Origin of the sequence: Methylorubrum sp. SL192, assembly GCF_026672325.1 — a bacterium.
GTDB lineage: Bacteria > Pseudomonadota > Alphaproteobacteria > Rhizobiales > Beijerinckiaceae > Methylobacterium > Methylobacterium extorquens.
In genome coordinates this window covers 5,281,374-5,304,129 of sequence record NZ_JAPPQV010000003.1, presented here as the reverse complement: position 1 = coordinate 5,304,129, position 22,756 = coordinate 5,281,374, and the positions used below count along the sequence as shown (strand labels likewise).

The following is a 22,756-nucleotide window of genomic DNA, read 5'->3' as shown; positions in this document are numbered from 1 at the left end:
TCTCGGGCCGGTCTTGACCATAATTGTGCTTGAATCTGTGCCGATTCCCCCTAGCGCCCAGGACCGGCTGCCGAGAGGGAGCGCGGCCCGAAGGATACGGAGCATGCGCCGGCTCGGCCCAATCATCGGGCGAAGAGCCGAGCCGTTGGCCAAGTGGGGCTCCGGGGTGAAGCAGTCGAGCAGACAGGGGGCTGAACGATGAACAGGATGCTGACCGCCGCGCTGGCCTGCGCGGTTGCCGCGGGCGCGCTCGCGGCCGTGCCGGCTGCGGCGCAAATGGGCATGGGCGGCAATACGTCCGGTTTCGGCGCGGGCAAGCAGCCCGATAAGAAGCCGCAATACGTCCCCGGCGCGAAGCCGACGGAGAAGATGTTCCCTCTCGGCTCGATGTGGACCGCCGTCAGCATGAACGGCAAGCCGTTCACCGGCGCCGACCGCCCGAGCTTCATCATCGACGCGCAGTACCGCGCCCGCGGCTATGGCGGCTGCAACACCTTCACCGCCACCGCCTTCCCCCTGCGCGAGCAGCACCTCGCCGTCGGTCCGTTGGCGCTCACCAAGAAGACCTGCGACAAGGCACTGGCGGCCACCGAGCAGGCCTTCCTCGTCGCCTTGCGCACGGCGGGCAAGTGGGACCTCGACGGTTCGCAACTCGTGATCCGCAGCCAGAACGGCGAGCTGCGGTTTGATCGGGCCCTGTAGGCGCCCCATTCTCGAACAGCCCGCCGGTTCCTCGGACGAGCCGGCGCGCGATCGCTTTAAGTCCCCGTTGACGACGATTCGTGGACGGGAGCCCGGATTCATCCTCCGTCAGGCTCCCGCGCCGTTTCCTCGCGCCCCTCGGTCGCGCTCCGCGCGGCCGCTCAGGCGGAGAGACGGAATGCGGATCGGCCGGGTTCATCAGCGCGTCGTCCCGAAGGTGCGGCCGGCGGCCTCCCACGCGGCGCGTTACGACTTCGTCCGCGCCCACCACGAGGGTGCAGCGACCCTGGCCGCCCTCGCCACCAGTTCGGGAATTGGCATCCTGATCCTCGCCACCCGCTTCCTCGTCGCCTGAACCGCGATCGCAGACCGTAACCGGCCCGTCGATTCGGAGTGACGAGGATGACAATACTGTCGTCCGGCGGCGAAAAAGGAAAATAAAATTCTCCGCTAAAGCTCAGCCGTGCGCAGTCCGTGTAAAGACTGGTATCCGCCCGGCGTGAAGCTCGACGGAGCTTGCGAAATCGGCTACGCGTCGCCGCAGCGGACCTCGCTTCGGCGGGAGCGCTAAGTTTCTGGTTTCGCGTCGGCTTTGTCCCCTGGCGGTCGTCTTCCTTCGGGCCGATGTGGAAGCCTTTCGTGTTGGCGCGCGCTCCTGCACCGGGCCGGTGGCCGTTGCGGCACGGGAGCGCTCAGGGAGCGGACAGACGATGACAGACACCTCGACCCCGGACACCGTGCGGAAGCCCGGACACGGCCGCGTCTATGGCTCGATCACCGAGACCATCGGCAACACGCCGCTCGTGCGCCTCAACCGGCTCACCAAGGAGCGGGGCGTCGATGCTGAAATCCTGCTCAAGCTCGAATTCTTCAACCCGATCTCGAGCGTGAAGGACCGCATCGGCGTCAACATGATCGACGCCCTCGAAGCCTCCGGCCGGCTCAAGCCCGGCGGCACGCTGGTCGAGCCGACCTCGGGCAATACCGGCATCGCGCTGGCCTTCGTCGCCGCCGCCCGCGGCTACCGCCTGATCCTGGTGATGCCGGAGACGATGTCGGTCGAGCGGCGCAAGATGCTCGCCTTCCTCGGCGCGCAGCTCGAACTGACGCCGGGCGCGCAGGGCATGAAGGGCGCGATCGGTCGCGCCGAGGAGCTCCTGCGCGAGATCGACGGCGCGGTGATGCCGCAGCAATTCTCGAACCCGGCCAACCCGGAGATCCACCGCAAGACGACGGCGGAAGAGATCTGGAACGACACGCAGGGTCAGCTCGACGCCTTCGTGGCGGGTGTCGGCACCGGCGGTACGGTGACCGGCGTCGGCGAGGTGCTCAAGCCGCGTCTGCCCAACCTCAAGGTGTTCGCGGTGGAGCCGGTGGACAGCCCCGTGATCTCCGGTGGCCAGCCCGGCCCGCACAAGATCCAGGGTATCGGCGCGGGCTTCATCCCCGACAACCTGCACACCGACATCCTCGACGGCGTGCTCAAGGTGTCGAACCAGCAGGCGATCGACACCGCCCGCGACCTCGCCAAGTTCGAGGGCATCCCCGGCGGCATCTCGACCGGCGGCAACGTCGCGGCGGCGCTGGAACTGGCGGGCCGCCCCGAGTTCCAGGGCAAGCGCATCGTCACCATCGCCTGCTCGTTCGCCGAGCGCTACATCTCCTCGGTGCTCTTCGAAGGCATCGGCTAACACGCATCGCGCGGTGCGGGTCTGCGACGGACCCGCACCGCAACTCCTCCGGTCCCGGGTTGTTGTCCCGGTCAGATCAGGAGGACGAAGAATGACAGAGACTTCCCCCGACCGGCCGTCGCTGAAGGCGTTCGACGCCTATGCGGATCGCAACGGCCAGGATTTCGGCACCGATTCGCCCCTCGACGCGGGCATCCCCTCGCGGACCCAGGCGGAGCTGAAGAGCAATCCCGACGGAACGGCCGAGACCGCGCGCATCGCCTCCGGCACCGAGCGTCAGGGCCAGGACGCGGTGGACCAGACCGAGGCCGAGACGCCCGCCGAAAATCTACGCCGGATCTCCGATCCCTCGTCCCGCTCCAAGCCCGACGCGACCGCGCAGGAGGCGATCGAGCGCGCCACCGCCGCCGTCGGCCAGGAAGAGCCGCCGCGTCACGGCGAGGATCTTGGCGAACGTGTTGGGGGAGGCCGTGATGGGCAATGAAAACCGGCCCAACGAAGACCTGAGCAACACCGGCACCCGCAAGCCCGACGAGGCGGTCGGCTCACCCGGCCCCCATCCGGCGGGCGGCGGCCACCAGACCTCCGAGCAGGCGGCGATCACCGGGCAGGGGTCCGGCGGGCGCTCCGATGCCGAGCGGCGCGGAGAATGGGGCGAAGGCGCGGAAGGGGGCGCGGCCGGACGTACGCCACCCGCGATCGGCGGTTCGTCCGGCGGCCATTCCGACCGCAAGGCCTCGGCCGGCCCGCGTGAGGGGGAGCCCATCGCGGGCGAGCCCGACCGAGCCAAGCACTCCTGAGCCGCGCCGGCCCGCACCCCAATTTCTAAGGGAACTCGACGATGGACAAGCAGAACGGCGACGACCGCGAGACGGATCGGGAGCCCCAGGACGGGCACAAGCCCGCCAACAGCGCCCCCGACGCGGTCAAGGATCCCAACGAGAAGACCGACGGCAAGCCCGGTGTGCCGGCACAGGGCGACGAGACCGATCCGGGAGCGGGTTGACCGCGCCCCCGGTGCGGCCTTGCCGGCTCAGGCGGCCTGCCGGGGTTCCTCGTCCAACAGCTCGTCGGCGGGGCCGAAGAACTCGAACCGGACCCGCTCCGCCGGGACGCCGGCACGGGCCAGCCCGTTGGCCAGAGCGGCCAAGAAGGGCTTGGGTCCGCACAGGTAGTAGGTCGCACGCTCCGAGGGGGTGTTCGCAACGAGCCACTCGGCCGTGATCAGCCCTTCGTGGTCGAAATCTTCGCCCGGCCGGTCCTGCGGCTCCGGCTCCGCGTAGACGATGTGGGCCGACAGGGCCGCTTGGTTCGCAACAAGGCCGCGTACATGCTCGCGCATGGCGTGAACCCGCCCGTTGAGGGCACCGTGGACGAACCAAGCCGGGCGCTCGGGCGTCTCCGCCGCGATGCTCTCCAGCATGCTGATCATCGGGGTCAGGCCGACGCCGCCGCTGACCAGAACCACCGGCTCGGCGCTCTCCCGGTCGAGGAAGAAGTCGCCGGCGGGCGCGGCGACCTTCAGCACGGTTCCGGCCTTCGCTTCCGCGTGCAGCCAGTTCGAGACGAGGCCGGCCGGATGCGCGGTTGCGGCCTCGCGCTTGACGGTGATGCGGTAGGCGCGATCGTTCGGAGCGCAGGAGATCGAGTAGTTCCGCTTCAGCACGCCCCGGCCCGGCAGGTCGACGAGGAAGCCGAGATACTGCCCCGGCTCGTGACGCAGCACCGGGCCGCCGTCAGCGGGGACCAGCACGAACGACCGGATCGTCTCGCTTTCCGGGGTGACGCTCTCGACCACGAAGTCGCGCCAGCCGTTCCATCCACCGGTCTTGGTCGCCTGATCCCGGTAGATCGTCGCCTCCCGGCCGATCAGCAGCTCCGCCAGGAACCAGTACGCCTCGCCCCAGGCCGTGATGATCTCAGGGGTCGCTGCCTCTCCGAGCACATCGCGGATCGCCGCGAGCAGGGCGTCGGCGACGTGAGGATAATGCTCCGGCAGGATGTTGAGCGCGACATGCTTCTGGGCGATGCGCTCCACCGCGCTCGTCAGCACGCCGAGGTTGTCGATGTTGCGGGCATAGGCCAGAACGGCGAGGGCGAGGGCCTTGGGCTGCGAGCCGGTTTCGCCGTGATGCGACTGGTTGAAGAGGTCGCGGATCTCCACGTTCTCGAACAGGCGCTCGTACATGCGCCGGGTGATGGCGAGCCCGTGCGTTTCGAGAGCCGGGACGGTGGCTTTGACGGTGGCGACGGTTTGGGGCGAGAGCGGTGCGGGCATCGTCGGATCCAAAGGTTCATTCGACATAAACCTTTTGTCGCAGCTCGCGAAAAGATGCAAGTGAAATGTACCTTATAGGTCGTTCGGATCCGCCATGCGCCTGACCCGCTACACCGACTACGCTCTTCGGACCCTGATCTATGTCGGCCTGCGCGAGCCGAAGCAGAGTTCGATCGCGGAGATCGCGCGCGCCTATGGGATCTCGGAGAGCCACCTCACCAAGGTGGTGCATCAACTCGGCCGGCTCGGGCTGATTCAGACGATCCGGGGACGGGGCGGCGGATTGCGCCTCGCCAAGCCGCCGGCTGAGATCGTCGTCGGCGCCGTCGTCCGCGAGACGGAGGACGATCTCGCGCTGGTCGAGTGCTTTTCCGCAGGGTCCTGCGCGATCACCGCGCCCTGTCGCCTGCGGCGGGCACTCGGTGAGGCGCTGGCGGCCTTCCTGGCGGTTCTCGACCGCTACACCCTCGCCGACCTCTTGGGCGGAGCGGAGGGCGACGAGATCGCGCGGCTGCTCGGCCTGTCCCCACCCACCGCCATCCCGGCGGAAACGCCGGCTCCCGAGTGAGGCGGCGCCGAGATCCCCTACGCGGCTGCGGCCTCGACCCGGTTCCGGCCGAAGGACTTGGCGCGGTAGAGCGCGGTGTCGGCGCGCTTGAGCAGGTCGGACGGACCCGTATCGGTCGCGCGCCGCACGGAGACGCCGACCGAGACGGTCACACCGATGTCGCGCGTCCCGCCGTCGATGGCGAAGGGCGTCGCCTCGATCCGGTGGCGGATGCGCTCGGCGATGGCGCGGGCATCGGGCAGTTCGGCGCCGGGCACCACCATCACGATCTCCTCGCCACCGTAGCGGGCGAGGATGTCCATCGGCCGTACATACTGGCGGATGCGCTCGGCGAAGGCGCGCAGCACCTCGTCGCCGGCCTCGTGGCCGTAGGTGTCGTTGATCAGCTTGAAGCGGTCGATGTCGAGGAGCAGGCAGGCGAGTCCCTTCTCCTGCAGGGCTGCCTCACCGAAGACCGGCCCGAGATGGCGGTCGAGGTAGCGCCGGTTGTGCAGGCCGGTCAGGTCGTCGGTGATCGCGAGTTCCATCGAGGCATGGAGCGCCCCGCGCAGGGTCTCGGAGAAGCGCCGCCGCCGCACCTGCGTGCGCACCCGCGCGATCAGTTCGTTGCGGTCGACCGGACGCAGCAGGTAGTCGTTGACGCCGAATTCGAGACCGCGGGTGATGCGCGTTTTCTCGTGCATCTCGCCGAGCATGATCAGCGCCATGCTGCGGGTCCGCTCCAGCGATCGGAGCTGGCTGCACAGGCGCAGCCCGTCGAAGCCTTCGAGATCGAGGCTCACCAGGGCGAGGTCGAAGCCTTCCTCGGGCGCCCGCACCAGGGCGCGGTGCGGGTCGGTCTCCACCGTCACATGATGGTGCTGGGAGAGCGCCGTGCTGATGCGGTCGATGGCGCTCGCCCGGTCCTCCACGAGGAGAATGCGCGCACCCTCGCCGGTATCGGCGGCGGCGAGAACCAAGGGGTCGGGGCCGCCGATCTCGCGCGTCTCGAGGGCGCGGGAGCGCAGCTCGTCCGTCACGGCCTTCAGCCGCACGAGGCTGCGCACCCGGGTCATCAGCGCGGTGTCGTCGATGGGCTTGGTCAGGAAGTCGTCGGCGCCCGCATCCAGGCCCCGCAGCCGGTCGGCGGGCTGATCGAGGGCGGTGACGATCACCACCGGCAGATGGGCGGTGGCGGGATTGGCCTTGAGCCGGCGGCAGACCTCGAAGCCGTCCATGCCCGGCATCATCACGTCGAGGAGAACGACGTCGCATTCGCCCTTCTCGCAAATGGCCAGGGCGTCTGGCCCATTCATCGCCACGACCACGTCGAAATACTCGAGAGACAGTTTTGTCTCGAGCAGCCGGACGTTGGGGTAGAGATCATCCACGATCAGGACGCGAGCGGACATCGTTCCTCCGAGGCGCGGCCTTCACGACCGCGACGGCATTCAGTCCGAAGAGGTCTCAAGGAGCGCCGTCATCACCAATGTAACGACGGACCGTTGCCAAAAACTTCGCAACCGAGATCGGTTTGGACAAATATGCCTCGCATCCGCCTTCACGAATGCGTTCCTCGTCGCCTTTCATTGCAAAAGCGGTGATAGCGATCACAGGAATGTTACGAAGGTCGTCGTCGTCCTTGAGCCACTTTGTCACCTCCAGGCCCGAGACTTCGGGAAGCTGGATGTCCATCAGAATCAAGTCTGGGTGGTGCGCGCGCGCGAGTTCAATCGCCTCGATACCGTTGGCGGTCTTGAGGGTCGCGTAGCCGTGCGCCTCCAGCAGATCGTTGAAGAGCTTCATGTTCAGCTCGTTGTCTTCAACGATAAGAACGGTTTTCTTCATGACCTGCTCCGGCGCGGTCGCGATGGCGTTCCAACCCGTGGCCCGGCCCTCTTACTCTCTTAAACTGCTACTCGTTGATGAAACGCAAACTTGATCATAGTGATGGCCCGAGCGAGCGTCTCGCGGTCGAGGTGCTCGGATGGCTCGCCGCCGACGAGGACCGGCTGTTCCGGTTCATCGCCGCCAGCGGCCTGGAGCCCGGAACGCTGCGCGAGAGCATGCACGATCCCGGCTTTCTTGGTGCCGTGCTCGACCATGTCATGAGCGACGAACCGTCGCTCCTCGCTTGCGCCGAGGCGCTGGAGGTGAAACCGGAGCGGATCGTCTCCGCCTGGCAGCGCCTGCAGCCGCCGCCTTTCGACGAGGGCGGTTGAGGCGTTCTGGTCCGCGCTATCGCGCCAGCTCCCGCAGCCCGAGCCGGATCAGCGTCTTGGCCTCCACCCTCCCGGCCTCCTCGCCGAGGCCCTTCAGGGCGGCAGCGATGGCGGCCGAGGCCTGAATCTGGGCATAGCCGAGATTGACCAGGGCCGAGATCGCGTCCGCGACCGGTTGCGGCGCGGTCCTGTCCTCGACGGCGCCGGTCAGGGCGATGAGCGCCGGATCGATGGGGGCGAAGGCGGGCGCCTTGTCCTTCAACTCCGCGACGAGGCGGGCCGCGAGCCGCGGGCCGACGCCGGGGGCGCGGGCGACGGCGCCCTTGTCGCCGGTGGCGATGGCGGTGGCGAGCTGAGCCGGCTCCAGCACCGAGAGCACGCCGAGCGCCACGCGGGTGCCGACCCCCTGCACCGTCTGGAGCAGGCGGAACCACTCCCGCTCGGCATCGACGCGGAAGCCGTAGAGGCGGATCATGTCCTCACGCACATGTGTCTCGATGGCCAGATCCGTCGCCTCCCCGGGCTTCGGCAGACGCTGGAGGGTGCGGGCGGAGCAGTGGACGACGTAGCCGACGCCGTTCACATCGAGGATCACGAAATCCTCTCCGTAGGAATCGACGATTCCCTTGAGCTTGCCGATCATGTGAACCGTCGATCCTCGAAGGGTCCGTTGCCGCGCTTGGCCTAAGGCCATATCCGTCGTGGCGGCACAACCGACAAGGTGACCGCATGAAGCGCACGCACGCCCTCGCCGCCCTCCTGCTGGCGGGTTTCGCATTCGCCGCGCCCGGCGGTCTACACGCACAGGAGGCCGCCCAGGGAACGGCACCCGCTCTGACCAAGGATCCGGGGCAGGTGAAGGCCGGGCGCTACCGGCTCGATCCGGCGCACGGCAAGATCACGTGGTCGATCAGCCATCTCGGCTTCTCGACCTATTACGGCCAGTTCACGGAGGTGTCGGGCGACCTCGTCCTCGATCCCGCCGCCCCGGCCAAGAGCAGCCTCTCGGTCAAGATCGGCACCGGCAGCGCCAACGGTCTCAACGACAAGCTCAACGCGCATCTCAAGCAGCCGGATTTCCTCGACGTCGGGAAGTTTCCCGAGGCGACCTTCGTCAGCACGTCGGTCGAGCCGACGAGCCCGACGACGGCGCGCGTCAACGGCACCCTGACCCTGCGCGGCGTCTCGAAGCCGGTCTCGTTCGACGCCACCTTCAATCAAGCGGGCGTCAACCCGGTCGATAAGATCTATTCGGTCGGCTTCGATGGCTGGACGGTGATCAAGCGCTCCGAGTTCGGCGTGAACGCCTTCCTGCCGCTGCTGGGCGACGAGGTGTCCCTCCGGTTGGAGGGCGAGTTCAAGCTTCAGTAGGAAGCGGCGAAGCGGGCCGCCGGTTTGCGGCAACGCTTCGTTCACGATATGTGCCGTACCGGATCGATGCTCTGAAGGAGGCCGAGGCCATGACCACGGACGTCCGCATCCTCGGCATCGATCCCGGCCTGCGCCGCACCGGCTGGGGTCTGATCACGGCGCGGGGCAGCAAGCTGTCCTACCTCGCCTGCGGCGTCGTCACCTCCGACGGAGACCTGCCGCTGGCGTTGCGCCTGCGCGAGCTGCACGAAGGCCTGACCCGCATCGTCACGACCTACACGCCCGACGAGGTCTCGGTGGAGGAGACCTTCGTCAACAAGGACGCGCAGGCCACGCTCAAGCTCGGCCATGCCCGCGCCGTGGCGCTGCTGGTGCCGGCGCTGGCCGGCCTGCCGGTGGCGGAATATGCCGCCAACCTCGTGAAGAAGACCGTGGCCGGGAACGGCCACGCGGAGAAGGTTCAGATCCAGGCGATGGTGAAGTTCCTGCTGCCGAAGGCGGAGTTCAAGCTCGCCGACGCAGCCGACGCACTCGCCATCGCGATCACCCATGCCAGCCACCGCGGCGCCATCGCCCTCGACCGCCGCCACGCCGTGGCCGCGGGCGGGGGACCGGGTGCGGCGCGGATCGCCGCGGCGCTGGCGCGGCTCGACCGGTAAAGTTGATCGGCCGCGATACCTCCGGACCGCCTACGCGGAGCGGACGTTGACGAGGATCGGGCGACCTCCAGGCGCAACGGCTCGGCTTGGCGGATCGCTCGGCGGTGACGCTCATCGTCCGGGCGGTCTCCCGAAGCTCGGCGGCGGAGGTGCCGACCGTGCCGACGATGCGGCCGACCGACGCCGCGAAGCCGTCCTGACCCGAATCTCTCCGGCCTGACCCGTCTCTAGCCTCTGAGGTCGAGCAACACCTTGCCGACCGCCTCGCGGCGGACGAGCACGCCGAGCGCCTCCGCGTAGGCGTCGAGCGGATAGACGCCGTGCACCTTCACGGTGAGTTTGCCCTCCGCCGCCCAGGCGAGCAGTTGGGCTTGGTTGGCCGCATGCGCCTCCGGCTCGCGCTCGCCGAAGGCGCCCCAATGGACGCCCTGGACGTCGATGCCCTTGAGCATGATGACATTGAGGGGGAATTTCGGGATCTCGCCCGCGGCAAAGCCGATCACGAGGAAGCGCCCCTTCCAGCCGAGCGCGCGCATGGCCGGCTCGGCCAGATCACCGCCGACCGCGTCGTAGACCACGTCGACGCCGCGCTCGCCGGTGAGGCGCCGCAAGGCCTCGCGCAGGTTGTCCGCCTTGTAGTCGATCAGGTCGTCGGCGCCGTGGGCACGGGCGGTCTCGAGCTTTTCGGGCGAGGAGGCGCAAGCGATGACGCGCGCCCCGAGCAGCTTGCCGAGTTCGACCGCCGCGAGCCCGACGCCGCCCGACGCGCCGAGCACGACGAGGGTTTCGCCCGGCCGGATGCGGGCGCGATCCCGGAGCGCGTGGAGCGTGGTGCCGTAGGTGATCGAGAGCCCGGCGGCGATCTCGTCGGAGACGGCCTCCGGCACCCGCGCGAGGCGCTTCACCGGAACCGCGATCCGCTCGCGGGCGGTGCCGTGGCTGAGATGGACCATCACCCGGTCGCCGACGGAGAAGCCCTCCGCATCGGGGCCCAAAGCCTCGATCACGCCGCAGGCCTCGCCGCCGGGGGAGAACGGCAGTTCGGGCTTCACCTGATAGCGGCCGGCGATGATGAGCGTGTCGAAGAAGTTCAGCGCCGCGACCCGCACCCGCACCAGCGCCTCGCCGGGGCCCGCCACCGGATCGGGCAGGTCCTCGATGCCGAGATCCTCCGGCCCACCGAGCCGGCTGCACACCAGGGCCTTCATATCAGCGCCGTCTCCCTCACATCGCCGGTCGTGCCAGATCCCCACGCCCGGCAGGCGGGAGCGGGATCGGTGCCGCGTTCAGCCACGGTCATGCCCGCTCGCACGCCGTGAGCGCAAGATATCGAGCGCAAGACGTTCAGGCCCGCTCGTAGGTCCCCGTCAGCATGCCTTTGGCGATCACGTTGTCCCGGAGTGCGTCGAGCAGGGAGCCGCGGCCCGGCGAGGCGGGCAGGTCGGCGGGGCGGGCCAGCGCGAAGACCTGAAACAGGTAGTGGTGCGGGCCGTGGCCGGTCGGCGGGTCCGGCGGCAGCCAGCCGTCCTTCTGGAACGAGTTGCGGCCCAGATCGTGCGGGCTACCCTCGCTCGCCGGGCTCGCGAACGCCCCCTCGGGGACGTTTTGCGCTTCCGGGCGCAGGTTCCAGGCGATGAGGTGGACGAAGGGGTGCGAGGAGGGCGCGTCCGGATCCTCCACGAACAGGACGAGCGCCGCGGCCCCGTCCGGCACGTCGGCGATGGCGAGCGGCGGCGAGAGCCCATCGCCGTCCGCGGTGTAGCGGGCGGGGATCGGCGCGGTGTCGGCGAAGGCCTCGCTCGTCACGCGGATGCTGGCGGGGGCCTCCGCCGCGACCGTGTGGAACGCGGCCTTTTCCGCGCCGGCCCTGAGGCCGGAGAGCGCCTGACCGATGGCGTGCGGCAGCTTTTCGAGCATCGGGGAGGGTCTCCGCTTGTCCTGCGAAAAACCCTCAACGAACACCCGCCCGCTTCGTTCAGGCGGGCCCTTCATTCAGGCGGGGCGGTGCGCCGCCACCATGTAGTTCACCCCCGTGTCGCGGCTTGCGCGCCAGGAATCGTTGAGCGGATTGTAGACCACGCCGGTCGTGTCGGTGACGGTGAGGCCGCCCGCCGTGATGTCGGCGGACAGCTCCCGCGGCGTCACGAACTTCTCCCAATCGTGGGTGCCCCGCGGCAGCCAGCGCAGCACGTATTCGGCGCCGACGATGGCGAGCGCGAAGGAGCGCATCGTCCGGTTGATGGTGGCAGCAAACAGCAGGCCGCCGGGCTTCACCGTCGTGCAGCACGCGCGCAGAAAGCCTGCGCGGTCGGAGACGTGCTCGACCACCTCCATGGCGAGCACGATGTCGAAGCGTTCGCCGCGGGCGGCCACCGCCTCGATAGTCTCGTCGCGGTAATCGATAGTGAGGCCTTCCGCCTCCGCATGGGCGCGGGCGGCCGCGATGTTGCCGGTCGCCGGGTCGAGGCCCGTCACCGTCGCGCCGAGCCGGGCCAGAGGCTCCGACAGAACGCCGCCGCCGCAGCCGATATCGATGACGCTGAGCCCTTCGAGGGGAAAGGAAGCCGCCGGGTCGCGCTCGAAGATGCGGCAGGCCTCGTCGCGGATGTAGCCGACCCGGACGGGATTGAACTTGTGCAGAACCGCCATCGGCCCGCGCTCGTCCCACCAGCGCGCGGCCAGGGCGTCGAAGCGCGCCACTTCGTCCCGATCGATCGAGGCACCCGTCATCCGGCTCACTTTCGCATCGTTTGAACCTGTGGCAGCGCAATCGCTTGAACCCGATTGCGCCGTTTTTCCAGCTGGCCTCAAGCGCCGGCGGCCGCCTCCGCGGCCTCGGCTCTCGCTCCGCTTTTGTGTTCGAGCGACCGTTCCGGTCCTCGAACCCGCTCCGCGGGGCGCTCTTCGCGCCCGGAATGAAGCGCCATCGCGCTTCGAGCGATGGCCCTGGTCCTGCCGTCCGATTGACACGGCCGGGGGGCCCTTGTACCCGCCGGTCGCATCCCCGGTACAGCCGCGCCGTGTTGTTTTCCGTTTGACGCGGCGCGCCGGCCTCACGGCCGGCACCGTAGGGACAAGATGAGCAGACCGGACGCGACATGCCCCGTTTGGTGATGAAATTCGGCGGCACCTCCGTCGCCAATGTCGACCGCATCCGCAACGTGGCGCGCCACGTCGCCCGCGAGGTCGCGGCCGGCTACGAGGTCGCGGTCGTGGTCTCGGCGATGTCGGGTAAGACCAACGAGCTGGTCGGCTGGGTCAAGGACGCCGACCCGCTCTACGGCGCGGCGGAGTACGACACGGTCGTTGCCTCGGGCGAGCAGGTCACCTCGGGGCTTCTCGCCATCGCGCTCAACAAGGACGGGATCAAGGCCCGCTCCTGGCAGGGCTGGCAGATCCCGATCCATACCTCCGACGCGCATGGCTCGGCACGGATCGAGGGCATCGATCCGACGAATCTCGACGAGAGCTTCAAGCGCGGCGAGGTCGCCGTCATCTCCGGCTTCCAGGGTGTGAATCCGCAGACCGGCCGGATCGCGACGCTGGGACGCGGCGGCTCGGACACGTCTGCGGTGGCGATCGCCGCCGCCATCGGCGCGGAGCGCTGCGACATCTACACCGACGTGGACGGGGTCTACACCACCGATCCCCGCGTGGTGCCCAAGGCCCAGCGCATGGAGCGCGTGACCTTCGAGGAGATGCTGGAGATGGCGTCCTTGGGCGCCAAGGTGCTCCAGGTGCGCTCCGTCGAGCTCGCCATGGTGCACCGGGTGCCGACCACGGTGCGCTCCTCCTTCGATCCCCCCGATGCCGCGCGGCCGGGCACCCTCATCTGCGACGAGGACCAAATCGTGGAACAGCAGATCATCACCGGCATCGCCTTCTCGAAGGACGAGGCGCAGATCACCCTGCGCGCCGTGAAGGACAGCCCCGGCATTGCCGCAGCGATCTTCGGACCGCTGGCGGATGCCAACATCAATGTCGACATGATCATCCAGACCGTGTCCGGCGATCAATCGACCACCGATATGACCTTCACCGTGCCGGCGGCCGATTACGAGCGCTCCCGCGCCATCCTCGACGCCCAGCGCGACACGATCCAGTTCGGCCAGATCGAGGGCGCCACCGACGTGGTCAAGGTCTCGGCGATCGGCGTCGGCATGCGCTCGCATGCGGGCGTTGCAGCCAAGGCCTTCCGGGCGCTGGCGCAGAAGGGTATCAACATTCGCGCGATCACCACCTCCGAGATCAAGTTCTCGGTCCTGATCGACGCCGCCTACACGGAGCTTGCCGTCCGTACGCTCCACTCGCTATACGGCCTCGACCAGGCCTGACCGTTCCCGTCGGCGTCGGCCCCACGGCTCTCAAGCCAGGGTTGCGCCGGCCGACCCGGATTGACGACACGATGCCCGCTGCGCCCGGAGGCCCGCGCCTGCTGCTGCGCCGGCTCCGCGAAGCCATGGCGGAGCCGGTCAGTCCGCAGCAGCGTCTCGACCGGATCGTCGTCCTCATCGCGGCGAACGTGATCGCCGAGGTGTGCTCGGTCTATGTGGTGCGCGATGACAACACCCTCGAACTGTTTGCAACCGAGGGTCTGAACCGCGACGCGGTTCACATCACCCGCATGCGCGCCGACGAGGGCCTCGTCGGCCTGATCGCCAAGACGGCCGAGCCGTTGGCGCTGTCCGACGCGCAGTCGCACCCCTCGTTCTCGTATCGACCGGAAACGGGCGAGGAAATCTACCACGCCTTCCTCGGCGTGCCGCTGCTGCGGGCCGGGAATACGCTCGGCGTGCTGGTGGTCCAGAACAAGACCTACCGCGTCTATTCCGAGGAGGAGATTGAAGCGCTCCAGACCACCGCCATGGTGCTGGCCGAGCTGATCGCTTCGGGTGAACTCCAGGCGCTGTCGCCCGGCGCCGGCACCGCCGCGCGCCGTCCGGTGAGCCAGCGCGGCGTCGCGCTCGCCGACGGGATCGGCCTCGGACATGTCGTGCTGCACGAGCCGCGCATCGTCGTGAAGACGCTGATCGCTGAGAACGTCGAGCGCGAGATGGAGCGGCTGGAGGCGGCGATCGAGGACGTGCGCTCGGCCATCGACGAGTTGGTCGAGCGCGGCGACGGCATCGGCTCGGGCGAATCCCGCGAGATCCTCGAGACCGTGCGGATGTTCGCCCATGACAAGGGCTGGCTGCGGCGGATGCGCGAGGCGGTGCAGTCCGGTCTCACCGCGGAGGCCGCGGTCGAGAGGGTGCAGTCGGACAACCGTGCCCGGATGCTGCGCCAGAGCGACCCTTACCTACGCGACCGCCTCCACGATCTCGACGACCTCGCCAACCGCCTGCTGCGCCGCCTCGTCGGCCAGGAGAGCCAGAACGGCGACGGCCTGCCGGAGAACGCGATCCTGGTCGCCCGCTCCATGGGCCCGGCGGCACTCCTCGACTACGACCGGGCTCGCTTACGCGGCGTGGTGCTGGAGGAGGGCGGGCCGACGAGCCATATCGCCATCGTCGCCCGCGCGCTCGGCATCCCGGCGGTCGGCGAGATCGCTAACGCCACGAGCCTGTGCGATTCGGGCGACGCGATCATCGTCGATGGCCTGTCGGGCGAGGTGCAGATCCGGCCGACCCCCGAGGTCGAGGCGTCCTATGCCGAGATGGTGCGCCTGCGCGCCCGGCGGCAGGAGCAGTACCGGGCCCTGCGCGACGTACCCGCCGTCACCCGCGACGGCGTGAAGATCGGCTTGCACCTCAATGCCGGCCTGCTCGTCGATCTGACGCATCTGCACGAGACCGGGGCGGAGGGCGTCGGCCTGTTCCGCACCGAGCTGCAATTCATGATCGCCGAGCGGATGCCCTCGGCCGCCGAACAGCAGACGCTCTACGAGGCGGTCTATTCGGCCACCGGCGACCTGCCGGTGACGATCCGCACCCTCGACATCGGCGGCGACAAGATCCTCCCCTACATGCCGGCGCTGGAGGAGGAGAACCCGGCGCTCGGCTGGCGGGCGATCCGCATCGGCCTCGACCGGCCGGCTTTGCTGCGGGTGCAGTTGCGGGCGTTGCTCAAGGCGGCGGCGGGGCGACCGATCAAGATCATGTTCCCGATGGTCGCCACCGTCGAGGAGTTCATCCGCGCCCGCGACATCGTCGAGCGCGAGAAGGCGCACTTGCGCCGCCACGGCTACGCCCTGCCGAGCGATTGCCGCCTTGGCGCGATGGTCGAGGTGCCCTCGCTGCTGTTCCAGATCGACGAGATCGCCCGCGAGGCGGATTTTTTGTCGGTCGGCTCGAATGACCTGATGCAGTTCCTGTTTGCCGTCGATCGCGAGAACCGGCGCGTGGCCAACCGCTTCGATCCCCTGTGCGGGGCGGCGATGCGCGCCTTCCGCCTCATCGCCGAGCGCTCCGCGGCGCAGGGCTGCCCGGCGACCGTCTGCGGCGAGATCGGCGGCCGGCCTTTAGAGGCGCTGGCGCTGATCGGCTTAGGCTTTCGCGATTTCTCGATGTCGCCGGCCTCGATCGGCCCGGTCAAGGCGATGGTGCTCTCCGCCGATGCCGCCGAGGTCGCGGCGTTGATCCAGTCCGAGCTGACCCGGGTGACCGACGGCGCCTCGGTCCGGCCCGCCCTGGCCGCCTATGCCAAGGCGAACGGCGTGCCGATTTAGGTTCACGACGACCGACATCGGCCCCAGCCTGCGAGAGGAAAACGGGTGGATTGGCAGGTGCACTGGCTGGAGGCCGAGGGCGACCTCGCGCCCTGGCGCGAGCGGATCGCAGCCGAGATCGAGGTCGCTCGGACCGCCGTGGCCGGCGTCCTGCCGCCGTTCCGGTTGGACATCCTCGTGGAGCGTGTGACCGGCGCGGTCATCCCGGAGGTCGGAACGGCCGGCCGCGCCTATCGGCCGAGCCTGTGCGGGCTCACGGTCGACCCGCTCAACCCGAACTTCGCGGCGAGCCTCGACACCGGCGACATCCGGCGGACGATCGCGCATGAGGTGCATCACTGCCGTCGCTTTGCCGGGCCCGGATACGGCCGAACGCTGGGTGAGGCGATCGTCAGCGAGGGATTGGCCGGACAGTTCGCCGGGACGCTCTTCGCAGCGCCCCCCGAGCCCTGGGAATGCGCCCTGGACGACACGGCTTTGCGGGCCCATCTTCCGAGTGCGGCGGAACTTCGTGCGCCCAATCACGATCACGCCGGCTGGTTCTTCGGAGCCGGCGGCCGCCATCCGCGCTGGCTCGGATACACCCTCGGTTACCGGATCGTCGGCGACTGGCTCGCTGCCAACCCCGAGCCCGATGGCGCGATCTGGGTGAACGTGCCGGCGGAGTCCGTGCTGGCGGCGTCTCCGTGGTCCGCTGCGGCGTGAGCGGCCCTTGAACGACCCGGATGCGCGGCCGGTCAGACCCGGCGCATCTTCCCTCCCGGTCGCCGCACGGGTAACGGGTGCCGGTCGGACCGCCATGAACGGTGTCGTTCCGGCGAGCCCGCCGAAGCGGCCGTGCGATCCGCCCCGTCCCCTTCCGATTTGACGCGCACCATCGACGAGTATCCTGACAGGCGATGACCCCCATTCCTTCCGATCGCCTCGACGCCATCCTGGCGCGGCACGACATCGTCACGGCGCAGCTCGCCGACGGTTCGGCCGATGCCGGGAGCATCGTGCAACTTTCCCGCGAATTGTCCGAACTCGACGGCGTCGTGGCCGCGATCCATCACTACCGGCTGGCAGAGGCCAACCTGGCCGGCATCCGGGCGATGATCGACGAGCCGGGCGGCGATCCCGAGATGCGCGCGCTCGCGGCCGAGGAGAAGCCGGAGGCCGAGGAGGCGCTCGAACAGGCCCACCGTGCGCTGCAACTGATCCTGCTGCCGAAGGATGCCGCCGACGAGAAGAGTGCGATCCTCGAAATTCGCGCCGGCACCGGCGGTGACGAGGCGGCCCTGTTCGCGGGCGACCTGTTCCGCATGTACGCGCGCTACGCCGAGTCGAAGGGCTGGCGCGTCGAGGTGATCTCGGAGAGCGAGGGCACGGCCGGCGGCTATCGCGAGGTCGTGGCCGAGGTGAAGGGCCGCAGCGTGTTCTCACGCCTCAAGTTCGAGAGCGGGGCCCACCGCGTCCAGCGCGTGCCCGACACCGAGACGCAGGGGCGCATCCACACCTCCGCCGCCACCGTCGCGGTGCTGCCCGAGGCGGAAGAGGTCGACATCGTCGTCAACGAGGCCGACCTGAAGATCGACACCATGCGGGCGCAGGGCGCGGGCGGCCAGCACGTCAACAAGACGGAATCGGCGATCCGCATCACGCATATTCCGACCGGCGTGGTGGTGTTCGTCCAGGAGGAGCGCTCGCAGCACAAGAACCGCGCCCGGGCGATGTCCCTCCTGCGCTCGAAGCTGTTCGACGCCGAGCGCACCGCCAAGGATTCGGCACGGGCCGCCGACCGCAAGGCGCAGGTCGGCTCCGGCGACCGCTCGGAGCGCATCCGCACCTACAATTTCCCGCAAGGCCGCGTCACCGACCACCGCATCAACCTGACCCTCTACAAGCTGGAGGAGGTCATGGCCGGCCAGGCGCTCGACGAAGTGATCGACGCCCTGGTGACCGAGCATCAGGCCGAGCTGCTGGCCGCCGAGGGAATGGCGTGAGGGCTGGGGCCGGCATGAGCCCCAGCTTTGCACCGACGCTTCCCCGCGAAGCCGCCCTGCGGCATCTCGTCCAGACCTTCGAAGGGGCCGGCCTGCCGAACGCGCGCTCGGATGCGCGCTTCCTCCTGCTGCACACCCTCTCGCTCACCCCCCTCGACCTGACGCTGCGCGGGCGCGAACTGCTCGGCGTGGCCGGGGCGGAGGCGATCCGGCAGGCGGCCGAGCGGCGGCTCGCGGGCGAGCCGGTGGCGCGGATCCTCGGCGCCTGGGAGTTCTGGGGGCTGCCCTTCGCCCTCGGCCCGGAGACGCTGGTGCCGCGGCCCGATACCGAGAGCGTCGTGGAGACGGCACTCCGCCTGTTGCCGGAGCGCGAGCGGCCGCTGCGCCTGATCGATCTCGGCACCGGCTCCGGCTGCATCCTCGTGGCTCTGCTACACGAGCGGCCGGGCGCGCTCGGCATCGGCCTCGACCGGTCGGCGGCAGCGCTGGCGATCGCCCGCCGGAACGCGGCGGCGAACGGTGTCGCCGATCGGGCCGCCTTCCTGTGCGGCTCCTGGCTCAATGCGCTGGAGGGGCCCTTCGACCTCATCGTCTCGAACCCGCCCTACATCGCCGCCCCCGTCATCGCGACGCTCGAACCGGAGGTTCGCCTGCACGATCCGCAGGCGGCCCTCGACGGCGGAGCCGACGGCCTCGACGCCTACCGGGCGATCCTCGCGGATGTCGCCCGGCGGCCGGGCCTGCTCTCGGCGCAGGGCACGCTCGTGCTGGAGATCGGCTACGATCAGGCAAACGCCCTGACCCGTCTCGCGCAGGAGGCGGGATTCGAGGATATCGGTGTCGGCCAGGATCTCGCGGGCAACGACCGGGTCGTCACGCTTCGGCCATCCTTGGCGGGCAGGTGACTGATCGAGGAAGCGGATTTCGCGCCGGGCCGCGACGCGAATGGCCGATAAACCTGCACAATTCCGGCATAAGCCGCCTTGGCCACGAAAAAATGCTTGTTGTCGAGGGCGTCAGTCACTAGCTTAGAGATGCAGGCCGCCAATGGTCCGTTGAGCGTCTCTCACAAAACTCCCGCTGCGCCCCACAGGCCAAAGGGAGCTCCCGAGAACCGGGAGTTTTGTGAGGCACTCTTTTAAACGGTATCGGCAGGATCGGTTTTGACCGTGTCCTCCGGCTTCGGACGGTCTTCCCATCATCGAGCGGACGCGCTCCGGCAGTCGCGGCTAGGCTCGGTGATATCGAACCTGACAGTCGAGGGATGTCTCGCGGCGCGCCAAAACCGAGCGCAGCCACCAGACGAGCGGCAAACATCGCGGAATGAAGCGCGGTCGGGCGCCTTGCGCCCGGCTCGCCCTGTCCGCGAGCCAAGCTCCAGCACTGTCAGTCACGCTGAGCGACAGGTAACGAGGGTCAATCGAGGCCGATGAGACCAAACCAGAATCGACGGATGCGGGGTCGCAATCGGCCCAAGGGTCCGAATCCGCTGACGCGCTCTTACGAGTCGAACGGTCCCGACGTCAAAATCCGCGGCACCGCTCAGCATATCGCCGACAAGTACGCACAGTTGGCGCGCGACGCCCTTGCGAGCGGTGATCCGGTGGCTGCCGAGAACTACTTCCAGCACGGCGAGCACTATTTCCGGATCATCACCGGCGCTCAGGAGCCCGGTCGTCCGCAGGTCACGCAGGGCTATGCCCGCAACGGCTTCGACGAGGACGAGGAAGGCGACGACGAGACCGTGCAGGGCCAGGGCGCCGAGGGCGGTCGCCAGGGGCTCGGCTACGGCACCGACGAGTACGGTGACCCGACGCAGCAGCCGCAGCCGTTCGAGCGCCACGACTTCGACGGCCGTCCCCAGCGTAACGATCGCAACGACCGGAACCAGCGCTTCCAGCCCCGCGAACAGGGCCGCGACCGCAACGATCGCAACGACCGGGGTCAGCGCTTCGAGGGCAACCGGCCGGATTACAACCGCGGCGAGCCGCGGCAGGACTTCCGTCAGGATCGCCAGGACCGGCCTGACCGCCAAGACCGGCCCGAGCGCCAAGATCGGCCCGAGCGTCAGGATCGTCAGGACTATCCCCGTCAGGACGGCCCGCGGCAGGATTACCGCCAGGACCGGCGTCAGGATTACCGGCAGGATTTCGGGCAGCAGCCCCAAGACGGCCGTGAGAATCAGGGCCGGGACAATCAAGGTCGTGAATTTCAAGGCCGCGACAACCAGGGCCGCGAGCCGCAGGGTCGCGAGAACCGTCGCGACACCGGCCGCTTCGAGAACGGTCGCAACGAGTCGCCCGAGGCCCCGCGTCAGGAGCCTCGCCAGGAATCGCGCCAAGAGCCTCGGCAAGAACCCCGGCAGGAGCCGCGTCAGGACACCCGCGCCGAGCCTGCAGCACGGACCGAGACGCCCCAGCGCCCCGACAGCCCGGCGCCGCGGCGCGGACGCGGACGTGCGAGCGAAGCCAGCCGCGCCGCCGCGGCCGAGGCGGCCGATCCGTCGGCGCTGCCCGCCTTCCTGATGACGGCGACCCGTAACCCCACGCCCCCGCCGTCCCCCGAGGCACCGGTTGCGCGCGCCGCGCCGGAGCCGCGCGAGGCAGCCCCCGCCCCCGAAGCGCCGTCATCGGCCGAGGAGGCGCCCGCGCCCAAGCCGCGCCGCCGCCGGACCCGCTACAAGGGCCCCGAGGACGAAGCGGCTCCCGAGAAGACCGACACGCCGGACGCGGCCGAGTAAGCGAACCAAACGAAAGCGGCCCGAGGATTTCCTCGGGCCGCTTTCGTTTGGCGCCTGCGCCAGGGCGGCGCGGGCTGAGCGATACGCGTCCCGCTTGGATCAGCGGAGATAGTTGACGAGGCTCATCTCCGAGAGGATCGAGGTGACCTTGTAGCTCGCCTGCAACTGCGTCTGCAGGCTCAGGAGCTTGGCCGCGACCTCTTCCGTCGAGACCGTATCGACCCCGTCGAGGGAGTCCTGCAGGGTCGCCTTGGTCGTGTTGGCCACCGACTTCGCATTGGCCATGCTGCTGGCGGCCAGACCGAAATCGGTGCCGATCTGCTCCAGGCTCTGCTGGCTGGTGCCCGCAGTGAGCAGGTTCGCCGCGCGGCTGGAGACCGCCTCGAACCGTGCCGTGTCGACCGTTCCGGTCCCGGTGGTGAAGTTTTCCGCCGCCATCGCGGCGATCCCGGCCAGCGTCCGGCGGATCGCCTCCTCGTTGGCCTGCGCGCCGATCTCGACCGTCCGGCTGGTGCCGGCCTGCACCGTCGCCGTCGCCCGCGGGTCGGAAGCGGTGTCGCCCTTGTACCAGATCACGGTCTTGGCGCTCGCGGTCTCGGCGTAGCCGTTGCCGTCCGCCGCGACGCGCCGAGGGCTCAGGCCGGCGGCGGGCGAGCCCTCGAAGAAGTTCAGCGAGGCGCGGCCGGCCGAACTCGCCGAGAGTTCGGTGTTGGCCGCCGTCGTCAGGGCGTTCTGGAGCGTGCGGGAGAGGTTCGCGGTCGTCTCCTCCGGCGTCGCGCCGATGGCGAAGGCCGTCGCGGAGTCGACCCCGGCCGTGGCAGCGGCGGTCAGAGTGATCGACTTGGTCGTGCCGTCATGCATCCCGAGCTTGAGCGTGATCGTGTCGCCGGGCGCGGGATTGCTGCCGACGGTCAGGGTCGCCGTGGCCGCCTGGCCGTTGCTGAAGTCCGCCGCCACGCCGGGCGGGCTCGCGCTCTGCACGCTGGCAATGTCGGCTCCGCCGAGCGCCCGCTTCAGGTTCGCGGCGGTCTCTTCCTTGGTGGCTCCGATGGAGAAGGCTCCGGCCGCATTGCCGGCCTCGCCCGCACGGGCGGTGAGGTCGAGGGTCGTCTGGCTGCCGTCGGCGCGCTGCACCACCACCCGCACCTGAGCGCCTTCGGCAGGCTGCTCGGCAAAGCGCAAGGCGACGTCGGGCTTCGACCCGGCGACGACGTTCGCGCCGAGCGTGGCGCTGTTCGAACTCGACGCGGCCATGAGGGTGAAGCCGAAATTCGCCCGTGCTTCGGCACTGAAATCCTCCGACAAGCCGATCGTCCGGGTGCCGACGCTCTGGGTCAGGCGGCCATTGCCTGAGGGGCCGAGATCGGCCTTCTTCTGCTCGGTGATCAGGGTCCTGAGACCGTCGAGCCCCTCGGCCGGGATACCATCCAGGATGGCTTGGTCGGAGACGACCGGCGCCGTCTCGGTCGCCCGCCCCGAGAAGACGTAGACCCCGGCCGCCTGCTGGTTCAGGGCATCGACGGCCGCCGAGAGGTTGTTGGCGGCAAGCTGCACGGTGGCCGACGGCAGCTTCTCGTTGCGGGTGGCGACGATGCCGGTGAGGTTCGAGCGGGTGCTGTCGGAGAGTGCCTTGAGCTGGGTGAGGCTGGCGCTCGTGAGCTTCACCCGGGTCTCGGCCGAGCCGATCGCCGCGAGGTAGCCGTCCTGCGCGCTGATCGCCGCGTGCGCGCTGAGACTGGTCGTGCGCGCGACGCCCAGGCCGCCATAGGTTTCGGCGGTGCGCCCGGTCGAGAGCTGCTGAGCCAGCCCGTCGAGCTGGTTCTTCATGCTGACGAGGCTCGCCGACTGGCGGTCGAAGCGGTAGGTGCCGGCGGCGAAAGCGGTGATGGTCATC

At 69.2% G+C, this 22,756-nt stretch carries 24 protein-coding genes; 16 read left to right on the top strand and 8 right to left on the bottom strand.

Going from position 1 to position 22,756, the window contains the following annotated elements; translation table 11 throughout:
- Positions 1-198: 198 nt before the first annotated feature.
- The 6 genes from OVA30_RS25770 (at position 199) to OVA30_RS25745 (ending at position 3,399) form a co-directional block, all read left to right on the top strand.
- Positions 199-702, top strand: coding sequence for an META domain-containing protein (locus OVA30_RS25770; RefSeq protein ID WP_003599933.1), 504 nt, complete (start codon positions 199-201; stop codon positions 700-702).
- 178 nt (positions 703-880) lie between these two features.
- On the top strand, positions 881-1,057 hold the full coding sequence (locus tag OVA30_RS25765; RefSeq protein ID WP_012252670.1) for a hypothetical protein: 177 nt from the start codon (positions 881-883) through the stop codon (positions 1,055-1,057).
- 355 nt (positions 1,058-1,412) lie between these two features.
- Entirely contained in the window at positions 1,413-2,393 is a 981-nt protein-coding gene (cysK, locus tag OVA30_RS25760) for a cysteine synthase A (RefSeq protein WP_003599935.1), read from the top strand.
- A gap of 91 nt (positions 2,394-2,484) precedes the next feature.
- Complete coding sequence (locus OVA30_RS25755) at positions 2,485-2,877, top strand: hypothetical protein (protein ID WP_268177425.1); 393 nt, start codon at positions 2,485-2,487, stop codon at positions 2,875-2,877.
- Positions 2,867-3,193, top strand: a complete 327-nt coding sequence (locus tag OVA30_RS25750) for a hypothetical protein (RefSeq protein WP_268177424.1) — start codon at positions 2,867-2,869, stop codon at positions 3,191-3,193. Before OVA30_RS25755 ends, OVA30_RS25750 begins: the two co-directional genes overlap by 11 nt.
- A 41-nt stretch (positions 3,194-3,234) precedes the next feature.
- Entirely contained in the window at positions 3,235-3,399 is a 165-nt protein-coding gene (locus tag OVA30_RS25745; RefSeq protein ID WP_253393829.1) for a hypothetical protein, read from the top strand.
- A 27-nt stretch (positions 3,400-3,426) separates the two neighbouring features.
- On the opposite strand, the gene hmpA is transcribed toward OVA30_RS25745, so the two are convergent.
- Positions 3,427-4,671 (bottom strand): NO-inducible flavohemoprotein, encoded by a 1,245-nt coding sequence (gene hmpA, locus OVA30_RS25740; RefSeq protein ID WP_268177423.1) that lies wholly within the window; start codon positions 4,669-4,671, stop codon positions 3,427-3,429.
- Between the two features lie 94 nt (positions 4,672-4,765).
- Here hmpA and OVA30_RS25735 point away from each other — a divergent pair, with 94 nt between their 5' ends.
- Positions 4,766-5,239, top strand: a complete 474-nt coding sequence (locus OVA30_RS25735) for an Rrf2 family transcriptional regulator (protein WP_268177422.1) — start codon at positions 4,766-4,768, stop codon at positions 5,237-5,239.
- Between the two features lie 17 nt (positions 5,240-5,256).
- Here the strand turns inward: OVA30_RS25735 and OVA30_RS25730 are convergent, their stop codons facing one another.
- Both OVA30_RS25730 and OVA30_RS25725 read right to left on the bottom strand, forming a co-directional pair.
- Complete coding sequence (locus OVA30_RS25730; RefSeq protein ID WP_056120381.1) at positions 5,257-6,630, bottom strand: PleD family two-component system response regulator; 1,374 nt, start codon at positions 6,628-6,630, stop codon at positions 5,257-5,259.
- A 55-nt stretch (positions 6,631-6,685) separates the two neighbouring features.
- Entirely contained in the window at positions 6,686-7,066 is a 381-nt protein-coding gene (locus tag OVA30_RS25725) for a response regulator (protein ID WP_003599942.1), read from the bottom strand.
- 77 nt (positions 7,067-7,143) lie between these two features.
- Between OVA30_RS25725 and OVA30_RS25720 the strand changes: the two genes are divergently transcribed.
- Positions 7,144-7,440, top strand: a complete 297-nt coding sequence (locus tag OVA30_RS25720; protein ID WP_268177421.1) for a DUF3572 domain-containing protein — start codon at positions 7,144-7,146, stop codon at positions 7,438-7,440.
- Positions 7,441-7,456: 16 nt separating this feature from the next.
- Here the strand turns inward: OVA30_RS25720 and ruvA are convergent, their stop codons facing one another.
- Positions 7,457-8,083 carry a Holliday junction branch migration protein RuvA gene (gene ruvA, locus OVA30_RS25715; RefSeq protein WP_268177420.1) on the bottom strand — a complete coding sequence of 209 codons (627 nt, stop codon included), beginning with the start codon at positions 8,081-8,083 and terminating at the stop codon, positions 7,457-7,459.
- Between the two features lie 86 nt (positions 8,084-8,169).
- Between ruvA and OVA30_RS25710 the strand changes: the two genes are divergently transcribed.
- Both OVA30_RS25710 and ruvC read left to right on the top strand, forming a co-directional pair.
- Positions 8,170-8,811 carry a YceI family protein gene (locus OVA30_RS25710; RefSeq protein WP_268177419.1) on the top strand — a complete coding sequence of 214 codons (642 nt, stop codon included), beginning with the start codon at positions 8,170-8,172 and terminating at the stop codon, positions 8,809-8,811.
- Between the two features lie 89 nt (positions 8,812-8,900).
- The gene (gene ruvC, locus OVA30_RS25705) at positions 8,901-9,470 is read left to right on the top strand and encodes a crossover junction endodeoxyribonuclease RuvC (RefSeq protein WP_003599946.1); all 570 of its coding nucleotides are present in this window, start codon (positions 8,901-8,903) and stop codon (positions 9,468-9,470) included.
- Between the two features lie 227 nt (positions 9,471-9,697).
- Here the strand turns inward: ruvC and OVA30_RS25700 are convergent, their stop codons facing one another.
- The 3 genes from OVA30_RS25700 to ubiG form a co-directional block, all read right to left on the bottom strand.
- Positions 9,698-10,678, bottom strand: a complete 981-nt coding sequence (locus tag OVA30_RS25700; protein ID WP_268177418.1) for an NADPH:quinone oxidoreductase family protein — start codon at positions 10,676-10,678, stop codon at positions 9,698-9,700.
- A gap of 136 nt (positions 10,679-10,814) precedes the next feature.
- A complete protein-coding gene (locus tag OVA30_RS25695; protein ID WP_268177417.1) occupies positions 10,815-11,387 on the bottom strand; it encodes a YbhB/YbcL family Raf kinase inhibitor-like protein in 573 nt (190 codons plus the stop codon).
- A gap of 75 nt (positions 11,388-11,462) precedes the next feature.
- On the bottom strand, positions 11,463-12,209 hold the full coding sequence (ubiG, locus tag OVA30_RS25690) for a bifunctional 2-polyprenyl-6-hydroxyphenol methylase/3-demethylubiquinol 3-O-methyltransferase UbiG (RefSeq protein WP_268177416.1): 747 nt from the start codon (positions 12,207-12,209) through the stop codon (positions 11,463-11,465).
- Positions 12,210-12,568: 359 nt separating this feature from the next.
- Between ubiG and OVA30_RS25685 the strand changes: the two genes are divergently transcribed.
- The 6 genes from OVA30_RS25685 to OVA30_RS25660 all read left to right on the top strand — a co-directional run bounded on the left by OVA30_RS25685 (position 12,569) and on the right by OVA30_RS25660 (position 20,862).
- Entirely contained in the window at positions 12,569-13,804 is a 1,236-nt protein-coding gene (locus OVA30_RS25685; RefSeq protein ID WP_003599950.1) for an aspartate kinase, read from the top strand.
- 71 nt (positions 13,805-13,875) lie between these two features.
- Positions 13,876-16,137 carry a phosphoenolpyruvate--protein phosphotransferase gene (gene ptsP / locus OVA30_RS25680; RefSeq protein WP_056463384.1) on the top strand — a complete coding sequence of 754 codons (2,262 nt, stop codon included), beginning with the start codon at positions 13,876-13,878 and terminating at the stop codon, positions 16,135-16,137.
- Between the two features lie 45 nt (positions 16,138-16,182).
- The gene (locus OVA30_RS25675) at positions 16,183-16,842 is read left to right on the top strand and encodes a DUF2268 domain-containing protein (RefSeq protein ID WP_268177415.1); all 660 of its coding nucleotides are present in this window, start codon (positions 16,183-16,185) and stop codon (positions 16,840-16,842) included.
- A gap of 194 nt (positions 16,843-17,036) precedes the next feature.
- A complete protein-coding gene (prfA, locus tag OVA30_RS25670; protein ID WP_003599953.1) occupies positions 17,037-18,122 on the top strand; it encodes a peptide chain release factor 1 in 1,086 nt (361 codons plus the stop codon).
- 14 nt (positions 18,123-18,136) lie between these two features.
- Positions 18,137-19,027, top strand: a complete 891-nt coding sequence (gene prmC / locus OVA30_RS25665) for a peptide chain release factor N(5)-glutamine methyltransferase (RefSeq protein WP_268177414.1) — start codon at positions 18,137-18,139, stop codon at positions 19,025-19,027.
- Between the two features lie 548 nt (positions 19,028-19,575).
- Positions 19,576-20,862, top strand: coding sequence for a DUF4167 domain-containing protein (locus tag OVA30_RS25660; protein ID WP_268177413.1), 1,287 nt, complete (start codon positions 19,576-19,578; stop codon positions 20,860-20,862).
- Between the two features lie 99 nt (positions 20,863-20,961).
- Here OVA30_RS25660 and OVA30_RS25655 read toward each other — a convergent pair whose 3' ends face one another.
- The gene (locus tag OVA30_RS25655; protein WP_268177412.1) at positions 20,962-22,755 is read right to left on the bottom strand and encodes a hypothetical protein; all 1,794 of its coding nucleotides are present in this window, start codon (positions 22,753-22,755) and stop codon (positions 20,962-20,964) included.
- Between the last annotated feature and the right edge of the window lies 1 nt (position 22,756).

Excerpts from the sequence above, each read along its gene's own strand:
- prmC (WP_268177414.1), top strand. The coding sequence starts at position 18,137 with ATGAGCCCCAGCTTTGCACCGACGCTTCCCCGCGAAGCCGCCCTGCGG.
- OVA30_RS25730 (WP_056120381.1), bottom strand. The coding sequence starts at position 6,630 with ATGTCCGCTCGCGTCCTGATCGTGGATGATCTCTACCCCAACGTCCGG.
- prfA (WP_003599953.1), top strand. The coding sequence starts at position 17,037 with ATGACCCCCATTCCTTCCGATCGCCTCGACGCCATCCTGGCGCGGCAC.
- OVA30_RS25735 (WP_268177422.1), top strand. The coding sequence starts at position 4,766 with ATGCGCCTGACCCGCTACACCGACTACGCTCTTCGGACCCTGATCTAT.
- ruvC (WP_003599946.1), top strand. The coding sequence starts at position 8,901 with ATGACCACGGACGTCCGCATCCTCGGCATCGATCCCGGCCTGCGCCGC.
- OVA30_RS25660 (WP_268177413.1), top strand. The coding sequence starts at position 19,576 with ATGCGGGGTCGCAATCGGCCCAAGGGTCCGAATCCGCTGACGCGCTCT.
- OVA30_RS25695 (WP_268177417.1), bottom strand. The coding sequence starts at position 11,387 with ATGCTCGAAAAGCTGCCGCACGCCATCGGTCAGGCGCTCTCCGGCCTC.
- OVA30_RS25745 (WP_253393829.1), top strand. The coding sequence starts at position 3,235 with ATGGACAAGCAGAACGGCGACGACCGCGAGACGGATCGGGAGCCCCAG.
- hmpA (WP_268177423.1), bottom strand. The coding sequence starts at position 4,671 with ATGCCCGCACCGCTCTCGCCCCAAACCGTCGCCACCGTCAAAGCCACC.
- OVA30_RS25725 (WP_003599942.1), bottom strand. The coding sequence starts at position 7,066 with ATGAAGAAAACCGTTCTTATCGTTGAAGACAACGAGCTGAACATGAAG.
- OVA30_RS25685 (WP_003599950.1), top strand. The coding sequence starts at position 12,569 with ATGCCCCGTTTGGTGATGAAATTCGGCGGCACCTCCGTCGCCAATGTC.
- cysK (WP_003599935.1), top strand. The coding sequence starts at position 1,413 with ATGACAGACACCTCGACCCCGGACACCGTGCGGAAGCCCGGACACGGC.
- OVA30_RS25750 (WP_268177424.1), top strand. The coding sequence starts at position 2,867 with ATGGGCAATGAAAACCGGCCCAACGAAGACCTGAGCAACACCGGCACC.
- OVA30_RS25720 (WP_268177421.1), top strand. The coding sequence starts at position 7,144 with ATGAAACGCAAACTTGATCATAGTGATGGCCCGAGCGAGCGTCTCGCG.
- OVA30_RS25655 (WP_268177412.1), bottom strand. The coding sequence starts at position 22,755 with ATGACCATCACCGCTTTCGCCGCCGGCACCTACCGCTTCGACCGCCAG.
- ptsP (WP_056463384.1), top strand. The coding sequence starts at position 13,876 with ATGCCCGCTGCGCCCGGAGGCCCGCGCCTGCTGCTGCGCCGGCTCCGC.
- OVA30_RS25770 (WP_003599933.1), top strand. The coding sequence starts at position 199 with ATGAACAGGATGCTGACCGCCGCGCTGGCCTGCGCGGTTGCCGCGGGC.
- OVA30_RS25765 (WP_012252670.1), top strand. The coding sequence starts at position 881 with ATGCGGATCGGCCGGGTTCATCAGCGCGTCGTCCCGAAGGTGCGGCCG.
- ruvA (WP_268177420.1), bottom strand. The coding sequence starts at position 8,083 with ATGATCGGCAAGCTCAAGGGAATCGTCGATTCCTACGGAGAGGATTTC.
- OVA30_RS25755 (WP_268177425.1), top strand. The coding sequence starts at position 2,485 with ATGACAGAGACTTCCCCCGACCGGCCGTCGCTGAAGGCGTTCGACGCC.
- OVA30_RS25700 (WP_268177418.1), bottom strand. The coding sequence starts at position 10,678 with ATGAAGGCCCTGGTGTGCAGCCGGCTCGGTGGGCCGGAGGATCTCGGC.
- OVA30_RS25710 (WP_268177419.1), top strand. The coding sequence starts at position 8,170 with ATGAAGCGCACGCACGCCCTCGCCGCCCTCCTGCTGGCGGGTTTCGCA.